Source organism: Pseudomonas sp. 1152_12 (assembly GCF_052850675.1).
This window is the reverse complement of record NZ_VXCW01000010.1, coordinates 269,658-291,265: the sequence shown is the minus strand read 5'-3', so window position 1 is coordinate 291,265 and position 21,608 is coordinate 269,658. Positions and strand designations below refer to the sequence as shown.

General features: G+C 60.3%; 21 protein-coding genes. 11 read left to right on the top strand and 10 right to left on the bottom strand.

The features are described 5' to 3' along the window. Positions 1 to 18: 18 nt before the first annotated feature. Positions 19 to 1,413 carry an FAD/NAD(P)-binding protein gene (locus FW764_RS20430; RefSeq protein WP_446435416.1) on the bottom strand — a complete coding sequence of 465 codons (1,395 nt, stop codon included), beginning with the start codon at positions 1,411 to 1,413 and terminating at the stop codon, positions 19 to 21. Positions 1,414 to 1,449: 36 nt separating this feature from the next. On the opposite strand from FW764_RS20430, the gene FW764_RS20425 reads away from it, so the two are divergent. After that, positions 1,450 to 1,650 (top strand): hypothetical protein, encoded by a 201-nt coding sequence (locus FW764_RS20425; protein WP_446435415.1) that lies wholly within the window; start codon positions 1,450 to 1,452, stop codon positions 1,648 to 1,650. A 147-nt stretch (positions 1,651 to 1,797) separates the two neighbouring features. On the opposite strand, the gene FW764_RS20420 is transcribed toward FW764_RS20425, so the two are convergent. Next, positions 1,798 to 2,361: a helix-turn-helix domain-containing protein gene (locus FW764_RS20420; protein ID WP_446435414.1), complete on the bottom strand. Its 564-nt coding sequence runs from the start codon at positions 2,359 to 2,361 to the stop codon at positions 1,798 to 1,800. A gap of 92 nt (positions 2,362 to 2,453) precedes the next feature. On the opposite strand from FW764_RS20420, the gene FW764_RS20415 reads away from it, so the two are divergent. The 7 genes from FW764_RS20415 to FW764_RS20385 all read left to right on the top strand — a co-directional run bounded on the left by FW764_RS20415 (position 2,454) and on the right by FW764_RS20385 (position 9,596). Continuing rightward, a complete protein-coding gene (locus FW764_RS20415) occupies positions 2,454 to 3,383 on the top strand; it encodes a DMT family transporter (RefSeq protein WP_446435413.1) in 930 nt (309 codons plus the stop codon). Between the two features lie 173 nt (positions 3,384 to 3,556). Beyond that, positions 3,557 to 6,478, top strand: a complete 2,922-nt coding sequence (locus FW764_RS20410) for a monovalent cation/H+ antiporter subunit A (RefSeq protein WP_446435412.1) — start codon at positions 3,557 to 3,559, stop codon at positions 6,476 to 6,478. Beyond that, entirely contained in the window at positions 6,478 to 6,822 is a 345-nt protein-coding gene (locus tag FW764_RS20405; RefSeq protein WP_446435411.1) for a Na+/H+ antiporter subunit C, read from the top strand. The genes FW764_RS20410 and FW764_RS20405 overlap by 1 nt, the downstream gene beginning before the upstream one ends. Then, entirely contained in the window at positions 6,819 to 8,501 is a 1,683-nt protein-coding gene (locus FW764_RS20400) for a monovalent cation/H+ antiporter subunit D (RefSeq protein ID WP_446435410.1), read from the top strand. Before FW764_RS20405 ends, FW764_RS20400 begins: the two co-directional genes overlap by 4 nt. Next, positions 8,498 to 8,986: a Na+/H+ antiporter subunit E gene (locus FW764_RS20395; protein WP_446435409.1), complete on the top strand. Its 489-nt coding sequence runs from the start codon at positions 8,498 to 8,500 to the stop codon at positions 8,984 to 8,986. The genes FW764_RS20400 and FW764_RS20395 overlap by 4 nt, the downstream gene beginning before the upstream one ends. After that, positions 8,983 to 9,261: a K+/H+ antiporter subunit F gene (locus FW764_RS20390; RefSeq protein ID WP_446435408.1), complete on the top strand. Its 279-nt coding sequence runs from the start codon at positions 8,983 to 8,985 to the stop codon at positions 9,259 to 9,261. The genes FW764_RS20395 and FW764_RS20390 overlap by 4 nt, the downstream gene beginning before the upstream one ends. Next, a complete protein-coding gene (locus FW764_RS20385; RefSeq protein ID WP_446435407.1) occupies positions 9,258 to 9,596 on the top strand; it encodes a Na+/H+ antiporter subunit G in 339 nt (112 codons plus the stop codon). Before FW764_RS20390 ends, FW764_RS20385 begins: the two co-directional genes overlap by 4 nt. A gap of 109 nt (positions 9,597 to 9,705) precedes the next feature. Here FW764_RS20385 and FW764_RS20380 read toward each other — a convergent pair whose 3' ends face one another. Both FW764_RS20380 and lepB read right to left on the bottom strand, forming a co-directional pair. Beyond that, positions 9,706 to 10,164 carry an HIT family protein gene (locus tag FW764_RS20380; protein WP_446435429.1) on the bottom strand — a complete coding sequence of 153 codons (459 nt, stop codon included), beginning with the start codon at positions 10,162 to 10,164 and terminating at the stop codon, positions 9,706 to 9,708. Positions 10,165 to 10,469: 305 nt separating this feature from the next. Further along, on the bottom strand, positions 10,470 to 11,138 hold the full coding sequence (gene lepB, locus FW764_RS20375) for a signal peptidase I (protein WP_446435406.1): 669 nt from the start codon (positions 11,136 to 11,138) through the stop codon (positions 10,470 to 10,472). A gap of 112 nt (positions 11,139 to 11,250) precedes the next feature. Here lepB and FW764_RS20370 point away from each other — a divergent pair, with 112 nt between their 5' ends. Continuing rightward, entirely contained in the window at positions 11,251 to 11,802 is a 552-nt protein-coding gene (locus tag FW764_RS20370) for a dihydrofolate reductase family protein (protein ID WP_407022027.1), read from the top strand. Between the two features lie 292 nt (positions 11,803 to 12,094). Here the strand turns inward: FW764_RS20370 and cysS are convergent, their stop codons facing one another. Both cysS and FW764_RS20360 read right to left on the bottom strand, forming a co-directional pair. Then, positions 12,095 to 13,483 (bottom strand): cysteine--tRNA ligase, encoded by a 1,389-nt coding sequence (gene cysS / locus FW764_RS20365; RefSeq protein ID WP_446435405.1) that lies wholly within the window; start codon positions 13,481 to 13,483, stop codon positions 12,095 to 12,097. Between the two features lie 18 nt (positions 13,484 to 13,501). Next, positions 13,502 to 15,202 carry a glutamine--tRNA ligase/YqeY domain fusion protein gene (locus FW764_RS20360; RefSeq protein ID WP_446435404.1) on the bottom strand — a complete coding sequence of 567 codons (1,701 nt, stop codon included), beginning with the start codon at positions 15,200 to 15,202 and terminating at the stop codon, positions 13,502 to 13,504. Positions 15,203 to 15,463: 261 nt separating this feature from the next. Here FW764_RS20360 and FW764_RS20355 point away from each other — a divergent pair, with 261 nt between their 5' ends. After that, on the top strand, positions 15,464 to 15,967 hold the full coding sequence (locus FW764_RS20355) for a peptidylprolyl isomerase (RefSeq protein ID WP_446435403.1): 504 nt from the start codon (positions 15,464 to 15,466) through the stop codon (positions 15,965 to 15,967). Beyond that, a complete protein-coding gene (lpxH, locus tag FW764_RS20350) occupies positions 15,964 to 16,713 on the top strand; it encodes a UDP-2,3-diacylglucosamine diphosphatase (RefSeq protein WP_446435402.1) in 750 nt (249 codons plus the stop codon). Before FW764_RS20355 ends, lpxH begins: the two co-directional genes overlap by 4 nt. 138 nt (positions 16,714 to 16,851) lie before the next feature. Here the strand turns inward: lpxH and FW764_RS20345 are convergent, their stop codons facing one another. From FW764_RS20345 to FW764_RS20330, 4 genes are read right to left on the bottom strand one after another with little or no spacing between them, the layout of a single operon-like run. Further along, a complete protein-coding gene (locus FW764_RS20345) occupies positions 16,852 to 18,381 on the bottom strand; it encodes a DHA2 family efflux MFS transporter permease subunit (RefSeq protein WP_446435401.1) in 1,530 nt (509 codons plus the stop codon). Next, positions 18,381 to 19,580, bottom strand: coding sequence for an HlyD family secretion protein (locus FW764_RS20340; RefSeq protein WP_446435400.1), 1,200 nt, complete (start codon positions 19,578 to 19,580; stop codon positions 18,381 to 18,383). The genes FW764_RS20345 and FW764_RS20340 overlap by 1 nt, the downstream gene beginning before the upstream one ends. A gap of 15 nt (positions 19,581 to 19,595) precedes the next feature. Then, entirely contained in the window at positions 19,596 to 21,047 is a 1,452-nt protein-coding gene (locus tag FW764_RS20335) for an efflux transporter outer membrane subunit (RefSeq protein ID WP_446435399.1), read from the bottom strand. Continuing rightward, entirely contained in the window at positions 21,044 to 21,517 is a 474-nt protein-coding gene (locus FW764_RS20330; RefSeq protein ID WP_446435398.1) for a MarR family winged helix-turn-helix transcriptional regulator, read from the bottom strand. Before FW764_RS20330 ends, FW764_RS20335 begins: the two co-directional genes overlap by 4 nt. Between the last annotated feature and the right edge of the window lie 91 nt (positions 21,518 to 21,608).

Sequence of the window (21,608 nt, the reverse complement as noted above, 5' to 3'; positions counted from 1 at the left end):
AAGCAAGCCCGCACACATTTAGACTTGGCTGAGTTTGGCGGCCAACGCCTTGGCCTGAATCGCCACATCGGTCACAGCCGTGCTCTCCCACCACATTCCGCGCAACGGCGGGCCCATCGCGAACAGTCGCGGGCTGACATTGCCCCGTGCATCGACGACGGCCCCTGATACATCTGCCGCAATCCCCAATGCCAGCGGCCCAGGCTGGATCAACCCGCGTTTGAGCAATTGCTGCGGCAATGGCCGGGCCACGCGGCGCCAGTCGTACTCAATGCCGCTGGAGTTGATCAACGCCGCCCCAGATACCTGGGTTACAACCTGCTCGCCACGACGACGCAAGCGGATAGCAACGCCACTGCTCGACGCCACCAAGCCCTTGAACGACGCCGCCTGAATCCGCAACCGCCCTTCCCGCTGCAACCGCGCCACCAACTGCGCGCTCAACGGCGGCGAACGGTGGTGATGGCTTTCCCACCATGGCCGCACATGGCGCACGAACTGGCGCTTCTCGCGCTCACTGGCCTGGCTCCATAAGCGGCCGATATGCGCGCGCACGGTGTCCAGCGGCGCTTGCCAATCAATGCCCTGGGCCTGCGCGAGCCGGCATTGGCGGCGTACTTCACGCAGCAGTTGCCTTGGGCGGCGCAGGCTGTGGTCGGCGGCGAGGAAATCTTCCCAGCTCGGCGGCTGGCGGCGTACATGGGGTAACAGGCCATGGCGCGAAAAAATCTCGATCGGCCCTCGATGCCCTGCCTGCTCAAGCGACACCACGGCATCCACCATGGTCAGCCCGGAACCGATGATCAGCACCGTCGATTGCGGGTCGATCTGGGTCATCGTCTGAACATCCCACGGGTCCACCGCTGCTGCGTTCAAGCCGCTGGATTCGGTCTGCGGCGTGCGCGCTGCGGGAAACATACCGGTGGCCAATACCGCGTAGGCGCCGCGCAGTTGCTGGCCGTTATCCAACGTGAGCAGCGTGCAGGCTTCCCCCACTTGCAGGTCGACCACCTCGGCACGCACATGCTCGACGGTCGAAGCCGACAGCGCCCGGGCTTCAGCCAGCCGCTGCTGAACGTACACACCAAAAATCCCGCGCGGCGGGAACAGCTCGCAGATCGGTACGTGCTGCTGGCCGGATTCCGGCCAACCACCGGCGCCAATGTAGTCGGTGAGCCATCGGGTCAGGTCGTCAGCGTTGTCCGGGTCGACGCTCATGCGCGCAGCGTTGCCGTTCAACGTGTGGCCCAGCTCAACCGCGCTATAAGCTTCGCCACGCCCCAGTTCGGCACGCGGTTCGATCACCAGAATGGTCCGCTGCCCTGCCAGGCGCAGCAGTTGCACGGCCAGCATCGTGCCGCTCAGGCCGCCGCCAATGATCAAGACATCAGCGTTGCAGATCGATTCAGTCATGCACCTTCGCCCTTACTGTTTACCCAGATAAATATCATGCCAATCGCCGCGCGCCAGCAGTTCAGCGGCGCTGCCGCCCAAGACCACTCACCCAGTATCCAGCACGTAGCCCTGGGACGCATAGTTGAGCGCGACGGTGATGTTCTGCTCGGCGAAGCAGGCGACCAAGCGCGTGGGGACCTCAACGGCTTCGGCATCCACGCGGATAACAGGGGCAAGATGTTGAAAGTGGGCTGACCCCAGGCTTCGAGGGGAACCTTGAGTGATTGCAGGGGCCGTGCCGAAATGCAATCGTTAATAAATTCAACCTGTTGCTGCAAAAAGCTTGAAACACAAGGGCGTGCAAACGGGCAGAGTTTCCAACCACTCTTGCCGGGCAAACCGCTAGATCACCACATTACGCACAAAGCGCACCGCCACCTCACCCTCATTGCAATAGGCGTGGGCCTCACGGCTGGCGAACATGTAGAACTCACCGGCATCCAGGTGTTTTTCCTCGCCATTGAGGATCAGGGTCAGGCGACCTTCGAACACAAACAGTTGGACGCTCCAGCCTTCAGGGTCAGGTTCCGGGCTGTAACGGTCAGCCGGTTCCAGGCGCATCTCCCACAATTCCACTTCGCGTCGCGCGGTGGCCTTGGCCAGCAACACGGCTTTACTGCCAGGGATGTCGCCGGCCCAGGCCAGTTCGTTGATGCGGCTATGGTCGAGCGCATCCGGGGCTTGTATCAGGTCACTGAAGGCCACGTCCAGGGCTTCGGCCACGCGGTCGAGGGTAGACAGGCTGACGTTCTTCTCGCCCGCCTCAATGGCCACCAACATGCGCCGGCTGACCCCGGACTTTTCCGATAACGCGGTCTGGCTCATCTCGGCAGCATGGCGCAGACGACGGACGTTCTGGCTGACGTGTTGCAGGACCGATGCCCGTTGTGGATTTTCTTTGTGCACTATATTGCTCAATAGGTAGGTGTGCGCAGTATACTGCCCAGCGTGCGGCGCATTGTGCGGTCCGTGCCTTTCCCTTGCAAGACCGAGCCGCCATGACCGCCCCGAACGCTTCCTCACGTTTCAACCGTTTCAGTAAAGCCGAATGCATCCTGGTGGTCATCACCATGATTTGGGGCGGCACGTTTTTGCTCGTGCAACATGCGATGACCGTCAGCGGTCCAATGTTTTTTGTCGGCCTGCGGTTTGCAGCGGCCGCCATCGTGGTGGGCTTCTTTTCATTGCGCGCCCTGCGTGGCCTGACCCTGTTTGAATTAAAAGCCGGCGCCTTCATTGGCACGTCGATCATGTTCGGCTACGGCATGCAGACCATCGGGTTACAAACCATTCCAAGCAGCCAATCGGCGTTTATCACGGCATTATATGTGCCCTGTGTACCGCTGTTGCAGTGGCTCGTGCTGGGCCGCCGCCCTGGGCTGATGCCGGCCATCGGTATCATGCTGGCATTCGCCGGGTTGATGCTGCTAACCGGCCCGGCCGGCGCCTCGCTGAACTTCAGCCCCGGTGAAATCGCCACGTTGATATGCGCCGTGGCGGTGGCGGCGGAAATCATTCTGATCAGCGCCTTTGCCGGACAGGTGGATGTGCGCCGGGTGACCGTCGTGCAATTGGCCACGGCATCACTGTTGTCGTTTTTGATGGTGGTGCCAATGGGTGAGGCATTGCCGGGGTTTTCCTGGTTGCTGCTGTTCAGCGCCGTGGGCCTGGGTTTGACCAGTGCGGTAATCCAGGTCGCGATGAACTGGGCGCAGCAGAGTGTCTCGCCAACCCGTGCCACCCTGATCTATGCCGGTGAACCGGTGTGGGCAGGCGTGATCGGGCGGATTGCCGGGGAGCGCTTCCCTCCGATTGCGATGGTCGGAGCGGCGTTGATTGTGGCAGCAGTGATTGTCAGCGAGTGGAAGACGAAGGGGCAGAAGGCACTCGAATTACGCGATGAAAGGGAACAGGAACAGCAAGGGTAAGGTCGCAAAGATTGCCCACACAGGAGCGTCGTGCGTTGTTGAAAGGGGTCACCTGAAACAATGCCAAACCGGGGTTTTCGGCCTACCTTGTAGGATCCTGCCACATCTTGCCGTTTGGTGATCGAGAAAGCGGCACGTATGATGCATCCCAAACTCCCGCAGATTAGAAGCCTATGTCCCTGATAGTTCTACTGCTTCTGCCTTTTATTGGCAGCTGTCTGGCGGCCTTGCTGCCGCACAATGCACGTAACACCGAATCCCTGTTGGCCGGCCTTGTGGCTCTGGTTGGCACCATACAAGTCGCCCTGCTCTACCCTCAGATCGCCCACGGTGGCGTGATCCGCGAAGAATTCATGTGGTTGCCCAGCCTCGGGCTGAACTTCGTGTTGCGCATGGATGGTTTTGCCTGGCTGTTCTCGATGCTGGTACTGGGCATTGGCACGCTGGTATCGCTGTACGCGCGTTACTACATGTCGCCGGACGACCCGGTACCGCGTTTCTTCGCGTTTTTCCTGGCCTTCATGGGCGCCATGCTCGGGCTGGTGATTTCCGGCAATCTGATCCAAATCGTGTTCTTCTGGGAACTGACCAGCCTGTTCTCGTTCCTGTTGATCGGCTATTGGCACCACCGCGCCGATGCCAGGCGCGGCGCCTATATGGCGCTGATGGTCACCGGGGCGGGCGGCCTGTGCCTATTGGCGGGCGTGATGCTACTGGGGCATATCGTCGGCAGCTACGACCTCGACCAGGTGCTGGCGGCGGGCGATCAGATCCGCGCGCATTCGCTGTACCCGATCATGCTGGCCCTGGTGCTGATCGGCGCCTTGAGCAAAAGCGCCCAGTTCCCTTTCCACTTCTGGCTGCCTCACGCGATGGCGGCACCCACTCCGGTTTCGGCCTACCTGCACTCGGCGACGATGGTGAAGGCCGGCGTGTTCCTGCTGGCCCGCCTGTGGCCGTCGCTGTCCGGCAGCGAAGAATGGTTCTGGATCGTCGGCGGTGCCGGCGCGATCACCCTCCTCCTCGGCGCTTACTGCGCCATGTTCCAAAATGATCTCAAGGGCCTGCTGGCCTACTCCACCATCAGCCACCTCGGGCTGATCACCCTGTTGCTGGGCCTCAACAGCCCGCTGGCCGCCGTCGCTGCCGTATTCCATATTCTTAACCACGCCACGTTCAAGGCCTCGCTGTTCATGGCCGCGGGCATCATCGACCACGAAAGTGGCACCCGTGACATCCGCAAGCTTAGTGGCCTGGTGCGGCTCATCCCGTTTACCGCGACTCTGGCGATGGTGGCCAGTGCCTCCATGGCCGGCGTGCCATTGCTCAATGGTTTCCTGTCCAAAGAAATGTTCTTCGCCGAAACCGTGTTCGTGTCATCGACCGCCTGGGTAGAAATCGCCCTGCCGATGATTGCGACCATCGCCGGCACCTTCAGCGTCGCCTATGCGCTGCGTTTTACCGTCGATGTGTTCTTCGGCCCGCCCGCCACCGACCTGCCCCACACGCCCCACGAACCGCCGCGCTGGATGCGTGCACCGGTGGAATTGCTGGTGTTCACCTGCCTGCTGGTGGGCATCTTCCCGGCCCAGGTGGTTGGTTCGATCCTCGCCGCCGCCGCGCTGCCGGTAGTGGGCGGCGTATTGCCCGAGTACAGCCTGGCGATCTGGCACGGCTGGAACGCGCCGATGATCATGAGCCTGGTCGCCATGTCCGGCGGCGTGGTGCTCTACCTGCTGCTGCGCAAGCAACTCAAGCGCGGCCGCTTCAAATACCCGCCGATCATCAGTTACTTCAACGGCAAGCGCATGTTCGAGCGCAGCCTGGTGGTGATGATGCGCGGTGTGCGCCGCATCGAGAAACGCATCAGCACCAAGCGCCTGCAGACCCAGCTGTTCCTGCTGGTGCTGGCGGCAGTGATCGCCGGCTTGATCCCAATGCTCAACAGCGGCATCAGTTGGGGCGACCGGCCGAAGATCCCGGGCTCCATTGTGTTTGTGACCCTGTGGCTGCTGGCGATTGCTTGCGCCCTTGGCGCCGCCTGGCAAGCCAAGTATCACCGCCTGGCGGCCCTGACCATGGTCAGCGTGTGCGGCTTGATGACCTGCATCACCTTCGTGTGGTTCTCGGCGCCGGACTTGGCGTTGACGCAGTTGGTGGTCGAAGTGGTGACCACTGTGCTGATCCTGCTGGGCCTGCGCTGGCTGCCACGGCGGATCGAAGAAGTGTCACCACTGCCCAGTTCGCTGCGTAAGGCGCGCATTCGCCGCCTGCGTGACTTCCTGCTGTCCACCGTGGTGGGTGGCGGCATGGCGTTGCTGTCCTACGCGATGCTGACCCGCCAGACGCCTAACGATATCTCCTCGTTCTACCTCAGTCGCGCGCTGCCCGAAGGCGGCGGCAGCAATGTGGTGAACGTGATGCTGGTGGATTTCCGTGGCTTCGACACCCTCGGCGAAATCACCGTATTGGGCGCCGTGGCGCTGACCGTCTACGCGCTGCTGCGCCGCTTCCGCCCGTCCAAGGAAAGCATGCAACTGCCCGCGCAACAGCGCCAGCTGGCACCGGACGTGGCCACCGACCTGGTCAACCCACGGCAGGCCAGCGATACCGCCCTGGGTTTCATGATGGTGCCGGCGGTGCTGGTGCGCCTGCTGCTGCCGATTGCACTGGTGGTGTCGTTCTACCTGTTCATGCGCGGCCACAACCAACCGGGCGGCGGTTTTGTCGCAGGCTTGGTGATGTCAGTGGCGTTCATCCTGCAATACATGGTCGCCGGCACCCAGTGGGTCGAGGCGCAGATGAGCCTGCGGCCGATGCGCTGGATGGGCTTCGGCCTGCTTTCGGCAACCCTCACCGGGCTCGGCGCTTTGTTTGCTGGCTACCCGTTCCTAACCACCCATACCTGGCATTTCAGCGTACCTGTGCTCGGCGATATCCATGTCGCCAGCGCGCTGTTCTTCGACGTCGGCGTGTACGCCATGGTCGTCGGTTCCACACTGCTGATGCTCACCGCCCTCGGCCACCAATCCGTGCGGGCCCATAAACCGAGCAACCAGACCAAAGTGGTTGCCACAACGGAAGGAGCCGCCTGATGGAGGAAGTCATTGCAATTGCCATTGGGGCCCTGGCGGCCTCCGGCGTCTGGTTGATCCTGCGACCACGGACGTTCCAGGTGGTGATGGGCCTGTGCCTGCTGTCGTATGGGGTCAACCTGTTTATTTTCAGCATGGGCAGCCTGTTTATCGGCAAGGAGCCGATCATCAAGGACCGCGTGCCGCAAGACCTGCTCCACTACACCGATCCCCTGCCACAAGCCCTGGTGCTGACGGCGATCGTGATCAGCTTCGCCATGACCGCCTTGTTCCTGGTGGTGCTGCTGGCTTCCCGGGGCCTGACCGGTACGGACCATGTGGACGGCCGGGAGCCCAAGGAATGAATTGGGTCAACCAAATGATCGTTGCGCCGATCCTGCTGCCACTGCTGACGGCCGCACTGATGCTGATGCTGGGCGAAAAACGTCGCCCGCTGAAGGCAAAAATCAACCTGTTCTCCAGCATCGTCGGCCTGGGCATTGCCATCCTGCTGCTGTACTGGACGCAACAAGGCGGCCCAGGCTCGATTGGTGTGTACCTGCCGGGCAACTGGCAGGTGCCATTCGGCATCGTACTGGTGGTGGACCAACTCTCGGCATTGATGCTGGTGCTCACCGGCATCATCGGCGTGAGTGCTCTGCTGTTCGCCATGGCCCGCTGGGACCGTGCCGGCACCAGTTTTCATGCACTGTTCCAGATTCAGATGATGGGCCTGTACGGCGCCTTTCTCACCGCGGACTTGTTCAACCTGTTCGTGTTCTTCGAGGTGCTGCTGGCGGCGTCCTACGGCTTGATGTTGCACGGTTCGGGCCGCGCGCGGGTGTCGTCAGGGCTGCATTACATCGCGATCAACCTGCTGGCGTCGTCGCTGTTTCTGATTGGCGCGGCGATGATCTACGGCGTAACCGGCACGCTGAACTTCGCTGACCTGGCACTGAAAATCCCGCTGGTGCCGGAGGCGGATCGCGGCCTGTTGCACGCTGGCGCGGCGATTCTGGCGACGGCATTCCTGGCCAAAGCCGGCATGTGGCCGTTGAATTTCTGGTTGGCGCCCGCCTACTCGTCAGCCAGCGCGCCGGTGGCGGCGATGTTTGCGATCATGACCAAGGTCGGCGTCTATACCGTGCTGCGCCTGTGGACCCTGCTGTTCTCCGGCCAGGCCGGTGCTTCGGCGCTGTTTGGGGGCGACTGGCTGGTGTACGGCGGCATGGCGACCATTATCTGCGCCGCGCTGGCGATGCTGGCTGCGCAACGGCTGGAGCGCATGGCGAGTTTGAGCATTCTGGTATCGGCCGGGATCCTGCTGTCGGCCGTGGGTTTTGCCCAGCCAAGCCTCACCGCCGGCGCGTTGTTTTATCTGGTCAGCTCAACGCTGGCCTTGAGCGCGCTGTTCCTGCTGGCGGAATTGATCGAACGTTCGCGCTCGGCCAATGACCTGCCGTTGGATGAAGAAATCGATGCGCTGCCCAAAGCCATGGAGTCCCTGCATCCGCGTCCCGGCGTGAACCTGGACGATGAACAAAAAGCCGTGGTCGGCCAGGTGATTCCCTGGACCATGGCCTTTCTCGGTTTGAGCTTTGTCGCCTGTGCACTGCTGATTATCGGCATGCCGCCCTTGTCCGGGTTTATCGGCAAGCTCAGCTTGTTGAGTGCACTGGTCAACCCAATGGGCCTGGGTAACGCGGTGGATGAGCCGATCCGCCCGGCCGCCTGGGGCTTGGTGGCGTTGCTGATTTTGTCCGGCCTGGCTTCGCTGATCGCCTTCGCCCGCCTGGGCATCCAGCGCTTCTGGACCCCGGAAGAGCGTCCATCACCGCTGCTGCGCCGCTACGAGTGCCTACCGATTTTCTTCCTACTCGGCCTGAGCATCCTGCTGACCTTCAAGGCCGAACCGTTGATGCGCTACACCCAAGCCACCGCCGAGAGCCTGAACAACCCGGAACACTACGTGATGGCCGTGATGGCGACGCGCCCGATTCCGAGCCCTGAAGCCAAGGCCGCCGCCCTGGAGGTGCAGCCATGAAGCGTCTGTTCCCAGCCCCGTGGCTATCATTGGCGCTGTGGGTGTTGTGGCTGGTGCTGAACTTGTCGATCAGCCCCGGCAACCTGTTGCTGGGCGCGCTGCTGGGCTTTCTCGCGCCGCTGCTGATGGCACCGCTGCGCCCGTTGCCGATCCGCATCCGCCGCCCCGGCGTAATCATCCGCCTGTTCTTTGTGGTGGGCCGTGACGTGATCATCTCCAACCTGCAAGTGGCCTGGGGGGTACTGGTGTGTGGTTCGCGCCCACCACGATCACGTTTTATCAAAATCCCGCTGACCCTGCGCGACGCCAACGGCCTGGCCGTGCTGTCGATGATCACCAGCGTCACACCCGGCACCGTCTGGTCGGAACTGGCGCTGGACCGCAGTATTTTGCTGATCCACGTGTTCGACCTGGATGACGAAGCGCAGTTTATCGAGCATTTCAAACACGCCTACGAACGGCCCCTGATGGAGATCTTCGAATGAGCGCCCTGCTCTCCAATGCGATCCTGTTCAGCCTGTTCCTGTTCTCGCTGGCGATGGTGCTGACCCTGCTGCGCCTGTTCAAAGGCCCGTCGGCCCAGGACCGGGTACTGGCGCTGGACTACCTGTACGTCCTGGCGATGCTGATGATGCTGGTGCTCGGCATTCGCTACGCCAGTGACACTTACTTTGAAGCAGCGCTGCTGATTGCGCTGTTTGGCTTTGTCGGGTCATTCGCCCTGGCGAAATTCCTGCTGCGTGGCGAGGTGATTGAATGATGCCGTTATGGGTTGAAGTGAGCGTGGCGATGTTGCTGGTGCTGAGCAGCGTATTCGCACTGATCGGCGCGATTGGGCTGCTGCGGATGAAAGACTTTTTCCAGCGCATGCACCCGCCAGCGCTGGCCTCCACGCTGGGCGCGTGGTGTGTGGCGTTGGCGTCGATTATCTACTTTTCGGTGCTCAAGTCCGCGCCGGTGCTGCACGGCTGGTTGATTCCGATTTTGTTGGCGATCACGGTGCCGGTGACCACGTTGCTGCTGGCGCGTACGGCGTTGTTCCGTAAGCGCATGGCCGGTGATGATGTGCCGGCCGAGGTCAGCAGCCGCCGCTGATTTCTCAGGCGAACACAGTAAAACATGTGGGAGCGCGGTACATCAGTCACACATGTATTGACTGACACTGCGCATTCGCGAGCAAGCCCGCTCCCACATTGATTTTGCGCTAGGCGAAGGATCGGATTCTGGCCGCCAGCTCTGCCAACTCAGCATCATCCGCCCGCACATAATCGTGGGACGAGATATAGCCCTCATACGCCTCGAAGAACTTATCCACCTTCGAGCTCAACGGCTTGAAGGTACTGTCCGAGCCCGTCCCATGCATGGGAAACAACTTCGCATGCAAATGATCCACCCCATACCCTTCCAGCATCATCCCCGTTCGGGCCACATCGGGAAACGCACGGTCGATCTGAAGCGCGGTTTTCTTCGCTGCAACGGCAAGCCCTGCCAACACCTCATCCGACTGCGCAAACGCATAACTGCCGTAGTGCTGCTTGGGGATTACCACGCTGAAACCCGGTGTATTGGGAAAGATCGAAAGAAACGCCATATGCTGGTCGTCTTCCCACAGAATGTGCGCTGGGGAGGTCTTTTGAACAATGCTGCAGAAGATACAATCCATTTGAATCACCGCTGGTTTCATCGTGGGTTTGGTCGTGTCGACCATCTAAAGCCAGGCTGCGGCGGACGTCAAAACAAATGGCAACTTTCATATATGTCCTACGACGTATGCGATGAGTAAAACCTACACCCCTAAAAGGTAATGGGCTAACCCAAAAGTAAGTGTCTGAATTCAGGGGCCCTCGTAACACACCCAACTGTAGGAGCCGGCTTGCCGGCGATGGCGGCGTGTCAGCCGCCGTCAATGTAGCGGATACGCCACCATCGCTGGCAAGCCAGCGCCTATAGGGGTAATGGGGCTTGTCCTTACAGAATCGGCGCGCCAAACCTGTTCAGGCGTGGCATCCAGTGATCCAGGATCTGCGCCGATGCCAGCACATGGTGCGCGCGCCCGATCAACAGCCGACGCGGCACAACGCCGATATACCGTGAGTCATCGCTGTTATCACGGTTGTCCCCCAGCATGAAGTAACTGTCGGCCGGCACCACCACCGAGCCGAAATTGCGCATTGCCCGCACCGTCGGCATGAACTGCACCGTGCGCTGACAGTTGGCCGCCCGTTCGACCAGCTTGATTCCGGGTACCGTATGGCCGGGAACGATGGGCTCGCTGATGTCCTGCGCGTCACTGTAGGTAGCCGGCACGCCGTTGACCCACAACACCTCGTCTTTCATTTCCAGGGTGTCACCGGGTATGCCGACGATGCGCTTGATCAGGCGCATGCCGTCCTTGGGCGACGAGAACGTCACCACATCGCCACGTTGGGGGTTATCGAGCTTGGCCAGGGAAATATCGGTGAGCGGCACTTTGAGGTCATACGCCACGCGATTGACCAACACCACATCACCCTCCAGCAAGGTCGGGCGCATGGAGCCGGAGGGGATCGGATTCCAGTCGGCCAGGGACGTACGGAAAACGCCAAAGCACACCCAGAAAATGATTGCGTAACGGTAACGGATCAACCAACTTCGCATACATCCTCGCACGACAGGAAAGGGGCATCAGGACTGCGTCTAGACGCCCGGTTGTTGCACGCGAGGGTTAAATTAATATTAGCGTCCACGCGCACTAAAAGGAGTTTCCGCCATGGATATCCAATGTTCCGTTTTTATCGCAACCAGCATCGACGGCTTTATTGCCCGCCCGGACGGTGATATCGAGTGGTTGCACCGACCAGAGTACGAAACCGCCGAGTTGAACGGCGTGACCTATGAACGCTTCATCGCCACGGTCGATGCACTGGTAATGGGTCGCAAAACCCTGGAGAAAGTCTTGTCCTTCCCCGAGTGGCCCTACGAGGGCACGCCAGTCATTGCGCTCTCCCATCAGCCTCTGCAGATCCCTGCGCATCTGGAGAGCAAGGTCGAGGTCATGGCAGGAGACGTCACCTCACTCTTGGCAACGTTAGCCGAGCGCGGTATGAAGCACCTCTATATCGACGGAGGGCAGACGATCCAGGCGTTTCTTGAAGCGGGCCTGGTCAATGAGCTGATCATCACGCGTATCCCGGTTTTACTCGGGCAAGGGATCCCACTCTTCAGCCAGATCGGTCGAGAACTTGAGCTTCGCCATATCGGCACGCATGAGTCGGACAATGGTTTTGTTCAAAGTCGGTATCAAGTGATGCAATCTTCATAGCGGCGGCAGACACTCCTATCGCGCAAGACGGACAGGATGACTAAGCACATTATTGTTATCGGCGGCGAGTCCACCGAAGACAAACGGACAATCACGGCAGTGGGGCCGAGACGGGACGTTGATAGAAGACTGCCAATACCAAGCAGGAAAAATTTCAGAGCCGTGTTCGGTGAGACCTCCGCTCTGACTATGCAGGTCTTGGACACGAATAGAGGTTTAATTCGAAAAACTTAGCAATATGCAAAAAAACGCCCCGAACCAGTCGGGGCGTTTTTCATTCAGCGTTTACCGATCAAGCTTGATCAGCCAACCGCCAAGTAGTCCCACCCTTGCCGTCTTCCAACACCACACCCATCGCGGTCAGTTGGTCACGGATACGGTCGGATTCCGCCCAGTCTTTATTAGCCCGCGCAGCCAAGCGCGCCTGAATCAGCGCATCAACTTCAGCTGCATCCACACGCCCTTCAGCGCCAGCTTGCAGGAAGTCATCGGCTTGCATCTGCAGAACACCGAGCACGCTGGCCAGTTCCTTCAAGCGTGCCGCCAGACCCGCCGCTGCATCAAGATCAGTCTCGCGTAGGCGGTTGATCTCGCGCACCATCTCAAACAACACCGCGCAGGCTTCCGGGGTGCCGAAGTCGTCGTTCATGACTTCGGTAAACCGTGCCACGAACGCTTCGCCGCCGGCAGGTGCCACGGCTGGCAGGCCTTTCAGCGCGTGGTAGAAACGCTCCAGGGCGCCTTTGGCATCCTTGAGGTTGTCTTCCGAGTAGTTGATGGCGCTGCGGTAGTGACTCGACACCAGCAGGTAACGCACCACTTCCGGATGGTACTTTTCCAGCACGTCGCGAATGGTGAAGAAGTTGTTCAAGGACTTGGACATCTTCTCGCCATTGATGCGGATCATGCCGCAGTGCATCCAGGCGTTGGCGTAGGTCTTGCCGGTGGCGGCCTCGCTTTGGGCGATTTCGTTTTCGTGGTGCGGGAACTCGAGGTCGCTGCCGCCGCCATGAATGTCGAAGGTGTCGCCCAGGCAGCAGGTGGACATCACCGAGCATTCGATGTGCCAGCCCGGACGGCCGGCGCCCCATGGCGACTCCCAGCTCGGCTCGCCGGGCTTGGTGCCTTTCCACAGCACGAAGTCGAGCGGGTCTTGCTTGGCTTCGTCGACCTCGATACGCGCGCCAATGCGCAGGTCTTCGATTTTCTTGCGCGACAACTTGCCGTAGCCCATGAACTTGGCGACGCGGTAGTACACGTCGCCATTGCCTGGGGCGTAGGCGTAACCCTTGTCGATCAGGGTCTGGATCATGCTCAGCATGCCCGGAATGTGATCCGTGGCGCGCGGCTCCATGTCCGGTTTGAGGATGTTCAGACGCGCTTCATCCTCGTGCATCGCGGTGATCATGCGCTCGGTCAGCACATCGAACGGTTCGCCGTTCTCGCGCGCCCGGTTGATGATCTTGTCTTCGATGTCGGTGATGTTGCGCACATAGGTCAAGTCATAGCCGCTGAAACGCAACCAGCGGGTTACCAGGTCGAAGGCAACCATGCTGCGGCCGTGGCCGATGTGGCAGTAGTCGTACACGGTCATGCCGCACACGTACATGCGCACCTTGTTGCCATCCAGCGGCTTGAAGACTTCTTTGGTCTTGCTGAGTGTGTTGTAGATCGTTAGCACAACGGCTTCCTTAGAGAATCACTGGCCCCACGAATCACGCAAGGTCACGGTACGGTTGAATACCGGCTGACCGGGTTTCGAGTCTTTGATATCCGCGCAGAAGTAACCTTCGCGCTCGAACTGGAAACGGTCTTCCGGCTGTGCGTCGCCCAAAGAGGGTTCGGCACGACAACCTGTGAGAACTTGCAGGGAGTCAGGGTTGATGTTGTCGAGGAAGCTGGCGCTGTCTTCAGCCTTTTCAGGATTTGGCGAGCGGAACAGACGATCGTACAGACGCACTTCGCACTCGATGCTGGCCGCAGCTGGCACCCAGTGGACCACGCCTTTGACTTTGCGGCCTTCAGGGTTCTTGCCCAGGGTGTCCGGGTCGTAGGAGCAGCGCAGTTCGACGATGTTGCCGTCGGCGTCCTTGATCGCTTCGTCGGCGCGAATCACGTAGCTGCCGCGCAGACGTACTTCGCCGTTCGGCTCCAGGCGCTTGTAGCCCTTCGGCGGCTCTTCCATGAAGTCATCATGATCGATGTAGATTTCACGGGCGAACGGCAGCTTGCGCACGCCCAGCTCTTCTTTTTGCGGGTGACGTGGCAGTTCGAGGTTCTCGACTTGGTCTTGCGGGTAGTTGGTGATCACGACTTTCAACGGACGCAGCACGCACATAGCGCGCGGAGCGTTCGCGTCGAGGTCCTGACGGATGCTGAACTCGAGCATGCCGAAATCGACCACGCCGTCGGAACGGTTGGTGCCGACCATGTCGCAGAAGTTACGGATCGACGCCGGGGTGTAGCCACGGCGGCGGAAGCCCGACAGCGTCGACATGCGTGGGTCGTCCCAGCCATGCACGTGCTTTTCATCGACCAGTTGCTTGAGCTTGCGCTTGCTGGTGATGGTGTAGTTCAGGTTCAGGCGGCTGAATTCGTACTGACGCGGGTGCGCCGGCACCGGCAGGCTGTCCAGGAACCATTCGTACAGCGGGCGGTGGCTTTCGAACTCCAGGGTGCAGATCGAGTGGGTGATGCCTTCGATGGCGTCCGACTGACCGTGGGTGAAGTCGTAGTTCGGGTAGATGCACCACTTGTCACCGGTCTGGTGGTGGTGGGCATGGCGGATGCGGTACATGATCGGGTCGCGCAGGTTCATGTTCGGCGAGGCCATGTCGATCTTGGCGCGCAGTACACGGGCACCGTCCGGAAACTCACCGGCGCGCATGCGGGCGAACCAGTCGAGGTTCTCTTCGACCGAACGGTCGCGGAACGGGCTGTTCTTGCCAGGCTCGGTCAGGTTGCCACGGTATTCCTTGGCTTGTTCCGGGCTCAGGTCGTCGACGTAGGCCTTGCCAGCCTTGATCAACTCGACGGCCCAGTCGAACAACTGATCGAAATACTTAGAGGCGTAGCGCACTTCACCGGACCATTCGAAGCCCAGCCACTTGATGTCGCTTTCGATGGCGTCGATGTATTCCTGGTCTTCCTTGGCCGGGTTGGTGTCGTCGAAACGCAGGTGCGTGACGCCACCGAACTCCTGGGCCAGGCCGAAGTTCACACAGATCGACTTGGCGTGGCCGATGTGCAGGTAACCGTTGGGCTCAGGCGGGAAGCGGGTGACGATCTGCGTGTGCTTGCCCGAATCCAGGTCCGCCTGGATGATCGGGCGCAGGAAATTGACCGGAACGGCAGGTCCGGCCTTGGAATTCGAGGTAGGGTCGACAGTGGGCTTGCTCATAGGATCCTTGAACAGACAGGTTCGTGGCCAGGTGGGGCCAGATAAAACAAAGGGCTCATAATAGCCGAAGCAGTCAAGACACTGACAGGCCACGACCAAAAACTGCTGCTTTAATTACTGCTTTAATGACGAGGGCGGTAAAAAACCACCTCGAAATTCCTGCAGGTCACGCTAAACTGCGCGCCTTGGCCCACGTTTGGCCGAACCGGTCGCGGCGCCCAGGCGTCCAAACCCACGAATTCCCTGAAAAGAGTAGTGAATATGACTCACGTCAAACTGACCACCAACCACGGTGACATCGTCATCGAGCTGAACGCCGAGAAAGCGCCGATCACCGTCGCCAACTTCATCGAATACGTCAAAGCTGGCCATTACGAAAACACCGTTTTCCACCGTGTCATCGGTAACTTCATGGTCCAGGGCGGCGGTTTCGAGCCTGGCATGAAAGAAAAGAAAGACAAGCGTCCAAGCATCCAGAACGAAGCGGACAACGGTCTCTCCAACGACAAGTACACCGTCGCCATGGCCCGTACCATGGAGCCACATTCGGCGTCCGCGCAGTTCTTCATCAACGTGGCCGACAACGCCTTCCTCAACCACAGCGGCAAGAACGTGCAGGGCTGGGGCTACGCCGTGTTCGGTAAAGTCACCGAGGGCCAGGACGTCGTTGACAAGATCAAAGGCGTGCAGACCACCGGTAAAGCCGGTCACCAAGACGTTCCGGTAGAAGACGTTATTGTCGAGAAAGCCGAGATCGTTGGGTGATATTGCTGATTTCAGATTTGCATCTGGAAGAGGGGCGCCCGGATATAACCCGGGCGTTTCTGGATTTGCTCCACGGCCGCGCCCGTGGCGCCCAGGCGTTGTACATTCTGGGGGACTTTTTTGAAGCCTGGATCGGCGACGATGGGATGACACCGTTCCAGCGCTCGATTTGCGCGGCGTTGCGTGAACTGAGCGACAGCGGCACCCCGATTTTTATCATGCACGGCAACCGCGACTTCCTGATCGGCAAGGCGTTCTGCAAAGCTGCAGGTGCCACCTTGCTCAAGGACCCAAGTGTCGTGCAATTTTATGGCGAGCCTGTGCTGTTGATGCACGGCGACAGCCTCTGCACCCGCGACGTCGGCTATATGAAGCTGCGGCGCATCCTGCGTAACCCGATCGTGCTGTTTGTCTTGCGGCACTTGCCCTTGCGCACCCGCCACAAGCTGGCGCGCAAGCTACGCAGTGAAAGCAGCGCCCAGGTCCGGATGAAAGCTAACGACATTGTCGATGTAACGCCTGAGGAAGTGCCGCGGGTGATGCAGCAGTTTGGCGCGCGCACATTGGTCCACGGCCATACGCACCGCCCCGCCATTCATAAGTTGCAGATTGGTGACCAGGCGGCCAAGCGCATCGTGCTGGGGGATTGGGACAAACAAGGTTGGGCATTGCAGGTGGACGAGCAAGGGTTTGCGTTGGCGGCGTTTGACTTCGTCAATCCGCAGTTGGCGTTGCCTGGGGCATAACCCTCATACACAACACCGGTAGCATGTCAGAGTAGGCTGTTGTGGGCTTGCCTGCGATGCAGACACCTCGGTACATCAGGCACACCGAGGTGATGCTATCGCAGGCAAGCCAGCTCCCATATGGACCGAGTACATCCGTTAGTGGCCCGAGGCTGCTGGCCCAGCCTTGGCCGCAAACGGCGGTTTCGCCAGCCATACAATCACGATCAAGCCCATGAACATCCACCCCAGCAACGTGAAGTAATCCACGGTGGACATCATGTACGCCTGGCTGGTGAGGACCTGGTCCAACTGCGCATACGCCTTTTGCCCTGCCCCACCGAGCGCCTGTAAGGCATCCCGGGTTGCCGAGTCATAGGTGGTCATGCTCTCGCTCATGTACGCATGATGCTGGTCCGCGCGGCGAATCCAGATCCAGGTGGTCAACGAGGCCGCAAAGCTGCCGCCCAACGTCCGCAGGAAGGTCGCAAGACCCGCGCCGTCGGCGATCTGTGCTGGCGGCAAATCGGACATCAAGATGCTCAAGGTCGGCATGAAGAACAGTGCCACGCCAATGCCCATAAACAACTGCACCAAGGCGATGTGGGTGAAATCCACCTCATTGGTGAAGCCGGCGCGCATGAAACAGCTCAAGCCAATCGCTAGGAACGCCAGGCCGGCCAGCAAGCGCAGGTCGAATTTATGCGCGTATTTGCCCACAAACGGCGACATCAGCACCGGCAGAATGCCGATCGGCGCCACCGCCAGCCCCGCCCAGGTGGCGGTGTAGCCCATCTGGGTTTGCAACCATTGCGGCAGGATCAGGTTGATGCCGAAAAAACCGGCATAACCCAGCACCAGCACAATGGTGCCTATACGGAAGTTGCGGTGGGCGAACAAGCGCAGGTTGACCACCGGGTGCTTGTCGGTCAGTTCCCAAATGATGAACACCGCCAGGGCAACAGCCGAGATCACTGCTCCAATGATTATGAAGTTGGATTCGAACCAATCCAGGTCGTTGCCCTTGTCGAGGATGATCTGCAAGGCGCCGACACCGACGATCAGACTCAACAGCCCGACGTAATCCATCGGCTGATAGCTGGTGACCACCGGGCGTTTCTTCAGCTGCGAACGCACCACCATCACCGCGAAGATACCGATGGGCACGTTAATAAAGAAGATCCACGGCCAGCTGTAGCTATCGGTGATCCAGCCGCCAAGGATCGGGCCGGCAATCGGCGCCACCACCGTAACCATCGCCAGTAACGCCAGGGCCATGCCGCGCCTCGCCGGCGGGTAGACCGCGATCAGCAACGTCTGGGTCATCGGGTACAACGGTCCCGCGACCAAACCTTGCAGCACCCGAAAGCCGATCAGCTCGGGCATCGAAGTGGAAATACCGCAGAGGAACGACGCCAGCACAAACAGAATGGTCGCCCACAGAAACAGCTTCACCTCGCCAAAGCGCCGACTCAACCAGCCGGTGAGTGGCAAGGCGATGGCGTTGCTCACCGCAAACGAGGTGATTACCCAGGTGCCCTGCTCCGAACTCACCCCAAGGTTGCCGGAAATCGTCGGCAACGCCACGTTGGCGATGGTGGTGTCGAGCACCTGCATAAAGGTCGCCAGCGATAGGCCAATAGTGGCCATCAACAGGCTGGGTGGCGTGAACGAGGCGTTATTGCTCATCAGCGTTGCACAGCCTTAGGCGCGGCGAGGCTGTTGTCATGGATCAACTGGCTGATCATGGCATCGGCTTCGGCCAGTTGGCTGTCATACACGTTGGTGGTGAACGAAGCCTTTTGCGGCGTCTGCTGCGCCAATACCGGGCCGCTCTGATCGTGCAGGTCCACACTGACGACGGTGCTCAAGCCCACGCGCAGCGGGTGCTTGGCCAGTTCGTCGGCGTTGATATGGATACGCACAGGCACACGCTGCACAATCTTGATCCAGTTACCGGTGGCGTTTTGCGCCGGCAGCAAGGCAAACGCACTGCCGGTACCGGCGCCCAGGCTGTCGACGGTGCCGCTGAACTTCACGTCACTGCCGTAGATGTCCGACTCGATGTCTACCGGCTGACCAATACGCATACCGCGCAGTTGGGTTTCCTTGAAGTTGGCGTCGATCCACAGCTGGTCCAGGGGGATCACCGCCATCAACGCGGTACCCGGCTGTACGCGCTGGCCCAGTTGCACGGTGCGCTTGGCCACGTAACCGGTAACCGGTGCAATCAAGGTGCTACGGGCATTGGCCAGGTAGGCCTGACGCAGCTGCGCGGCGGCGGCCTGCACATCCGGATGGGAACTGATCACCGTGTCGTCCACCAAGGCATTGGTGGTTTTCAGTTGCTGCTCAAGGTTGGTCAGCGCGTTCTTGGCGGCGGTCAGGCTGTCGCGGGCGTGGGACAGTTCTTCTTGGGAAATTGCCCCACCCTGGGCTAGGGTTTTACGCCGGTTAAAGTTGTCCTGGGCCGTTTGCACATCAGCTTTCTGTGCATTGACCTGGGCTTTCATGCCATCCACGTTGCTGTACAAACCCCGCACCTGACGCACAGTACGCGCCAGGTTGGCCTGGGCATTTTGCAGGCCGACCGCGGCGTCATTCGGGTCGAAGTTGATCAGCACCTGGCCTTCGTGGACCAAATCGCCATCGTCGGCGCCGATGCTGACCACGGTACCGGTGACCAGCGGGGTGATTTCCACCACGTTGCCGTTCACGTAGGCATCGTCGGTGCTTTCGTTGAAACGCCCGTAAAGCTCATACCAGGCCCACACGCCGAGGACGCCGAGAACGACGATCAGCGCCAGGCTGAGCAGCATGACTTTGCGTTTGCGCGGGTTGTTGTCTTTGGGTTGCTCTGTTGCGTTAGTGCTTTCGGCAGTGGCCATCACAAATACCTCAAATTATTCCGTGCGTGTAGCGGGGGTGGTTACGGCCACGTCATTGGCGTTGAACCCGCCACCCAGGGCTTGCATCAATTGAATCGACAGATCGATCCGCGCAGCATTCAAGGTCGCCAGCTGACGCTGGGCCTGCAGCAATTGCTGCTCGATGCTGAGTACATCCAGGTAATTCCCGATCCCCGAGCTATAGCGCTGAACCCCGGTGTCGTAAGACTGCTGGGCAATGTCCGCGGCGTGCTGCTGGGCCTGGATCTGCCGAGCGGTTTCGCGCAATTGCGAGAGCGTATTGCCGATATCACCCAAGGCTTGCACCAGGGTTTTGTTGTACTGGGCCACAGCCAGGTCGTAATCGGCGTCGCGGGCATCGAGGTCGGCGCGCAAGCGGCCACCGTCGAAGATCGGCAACGAGATCGTCGGCGCAATGCTGAAAAAACGGCTGGCTGAGCCAAACATTGCGTCGCCCAACAACGACTCGGCCCCGGCGCTCGCGCTCAAGTTGAGGTTGGGGTAGAAGCGAGTTTTGCTCGCGGCGACGTTCTTGCTCGCTGCCTCGACGCGCCAGCGCGCGGCGATCAGGTCCGGACGACGGCCTAGCAGCTCGGCCGGCAGTACCGAAGGCACGGCGACGGCGCTGGGCTTCAACACATTCGGGCGGCTCAGCTCGTTGCCACGGTCAGGGCCTTTGCCGAGCAAGACGGCAAGGGCGATCTTGGCGCTTTGCAGCTGTTTCTCGGCATCGATCAATTGCGACTGAGAGCTGGCTTCCAGGCTTTCGGTCTGCTGGTACTGGTACTGGCTGTCGATACCGGAACTCAGGCGGCGCTTGCTCAACTCGAGCATTTGGCGGGTACGCTTGAGGTCGTCGGTGGCCAAGTCCCGCACTATATGGGCCTGGCCCAAGTCGCTGTAGGCCTTGGCCACGTTGGCGGCCAGGGTCAGGCGCGCGGCTTGCTGATCGACTTCGGCGGCACGCGCCTGACCCAAGGCCGCTTCCCAGGCGGCGCGTTGGCCACCCCAGAGGTCGAAGTTGTAGTTGAAGCTGGCGCCGATGTTACGCACGGTGGCGTAGGCATCGCCCTGCCCCAGCGGGTCCTGGTCTTTAGCCAAACGCGAGCGGCTCACACCGGCGCTGGCATCCACGGTCGGCACACGCGCAGCATCGGCGGCATAAGCCGCCGCTTGCGCCTGGTGGGCCCGGGCGCTGGCGACTTGCATGTCGGGGCTGTTTTGCAGAGCTTCGTGGATCAAGCCGTCGAGCTGTGGGTCGCCGAGGCTTTTCCACCAATCAGCAGTCGGCCAGGCGGCGCTGGACAAGGTCATACCACTGAGGGATTTACCGGTTTGCAGCGTGTTAGCGTCGAGGCGTTGGCCTTGGGTGTGGAGGCCGCTGAAGTTGGCACACCCGGACATGCTCATCGCCACCAGCACCAGGCTTAGTGCGCGCGTATTCATTGATTACCTACCCGCTGGATGACGATGGCGTCACCGGCTGCTACCAGAATTTTCGTGAGAATTTTTTCCAGGGTTTTCAACTCACCGGGCTCCAGGGCTCCGGCCAGTTCGTTCATCGACTGCGCGCCGATATGCGGCAGCATGTCTGCCAAGCGTTGGCCGTCTTCGGTGAGTACCAACTGCACCTGACGCCGGTCGTGCTCGGAACGCTTGCGCGCCAGCAGGCCCTTTTGCTCCAGGCGGTCGAGCATGCGGGTCATGGAGCCGCTGTCCAGCGACAGATTGCGGCACAGCTCGGCCGGCGTGTCGACGTCAAACTGGGCAATGATGATCAACACCTTAAACTGCGCGGCTGTTACGCCGTGAGGTTCCATGTGGGTGTCGATAATGCGGTCTTTGAGCAGCGCCGCCCGGCCTAGCAACAGGCCGAGGTGGCAGTTGCGAAAGCTGTCAGGGGTGAAGTGGGTCATCGAAAGTCACCTTATTACTGCCTAGGCAGTGAATGTATGACAAGATGTTACTGCTTAGGCAGCGAATGTCAAATGGAATTATTAGCTTGCT

Excerpts from the sequence above, each read along its gene's own strand:
- lepB (WP_446435406.1), bottom strand. The coding sequence starts at position 11,138 with ATGCGAAGTTGGTTGATCCGTTACCGTTACGCAATCATTTTCTGGGTG.
- FW764_RS20430 (WP_446435416.1), bottom strand. The coding sequence starts at position 1,413 with ATGACTGAATCGATCTGCAACGCTGATGTCTTGATCATTGGCGGCGGC.
- FW764_RS20380 (WP_446435429.1), bottom strand. The coding sequence starts at position 10,164 with ATGGATTGTATCTTCTGCAGCATTGTTCAAAAGACCTCCCCAGCGCAC.
- FW764_RS20425 (WP_446435415.1), top strand. The coding sequence starts at position 1,450 with ATGCCAATCGCCGCGCGCCAGCAGTTCAGCGGCGCTGCCGCCCAAGAC.
- FW764_RS20345 (WP_446435401.1), bottom strand. The coding sequence starts at position 18,381 with ATGAGCAATAACGCCTCGTTCACGCCACCCAGCCTGTTGATGGCCACT.
- FW764_RS20355 (WP_446435403.1), top strand. The coding sequence starts at position 15,464 with ATGACTCACGTCAAACTGACCACCAACCACGGTGACATCGTCATCGAG.
- FW764_RS20395 (WP_446435409.1), top strand. The coding sequence starts at position 8,498 with ATGAAGCGTCTGTTCCCAGCCCCGTGGCTATCATTGGCGCTGTGGGTG.
- FW764_RS20385 (WP_446435407.1), top strand. The coding sequence starts at position 9,258 with ATGATGCCGTTATGGGTTGAAGTGAGCGTGGCGATGTTGCTGGTGCTG.
- FW764_RS20400 (WP_446435410.1), top strand. The coding sequence starts at position 6,819 with ATGAATTGGGTCAACCAAATGATCGTTGCGCCGATCCTGCTGCCACTG.
- FW764_RS20330 (WP_446435398.1), bottom strand. The coding sequence starts at position 21,517 with ATGACCCACTTCACCCCTGACAGCTTTCGCAACTGCCACCTCGGCCTG.
- FW764_RS20340 (WP_446435400.1), bottom strand. The coding sequence starts at position 19,580 with ATGGCCACTGCCGAAAGCACTAACGCAACAGAGCAACCCAAAGACAAC.
- FW764_RS20335 (WP_446435399.1), bottom strand. The coding sequence starts at position 21,047 with ATGAATACGCGCGCACTAAGCCTGGTGCTGGTGGCGATGAGCATGTCC.
- FW764_RS20360 (WP_446435404.1), bottom strand. The coding sequence starts at position 15,202 with ATGAGCAAGCCCACTGTCGACCCTACCTCGAATTCCAAGGCCGGACCT.
- FW764_RS20415 (WP_446435413.1), top strand. The coding sequence starts at position 2,454 with ATGACCGCCCCGAACGCTTCCTCACGTTTCAACCGTTTCAGTAAAGCC.
- FW764_RS20410 (WP_446435412.1), top strand. The coding sequence starts at position 3,557 with ATGTCCCTGATAGTTCTACTGCTTCTGCCTTTTATTGGCAGCTGTCTG.
- FW764_RS20370 (WP_407022027.1), top strand. The coding sequence starts at position 11,251 with ATGGATATCCAATGTTCCGTTTTTATCGCAACCAGCATCGACGGCTTT.
- FW764_RS20405 (WP_446435411.1), top strand. The coding sequence starts at position 6,478 with ATGGAGGAAGTCATTGCAATTGCCATTGGGGCCCTGGCGGCCTCCGGC.
- FW764_RS20390 (WP_446435408.1), top strand. The coding sequence starts at position 8,983 with ATGAGCGCCCTGCTCTCCAATGCGATCCTGTTCAGCCTGTTCCTGTTC.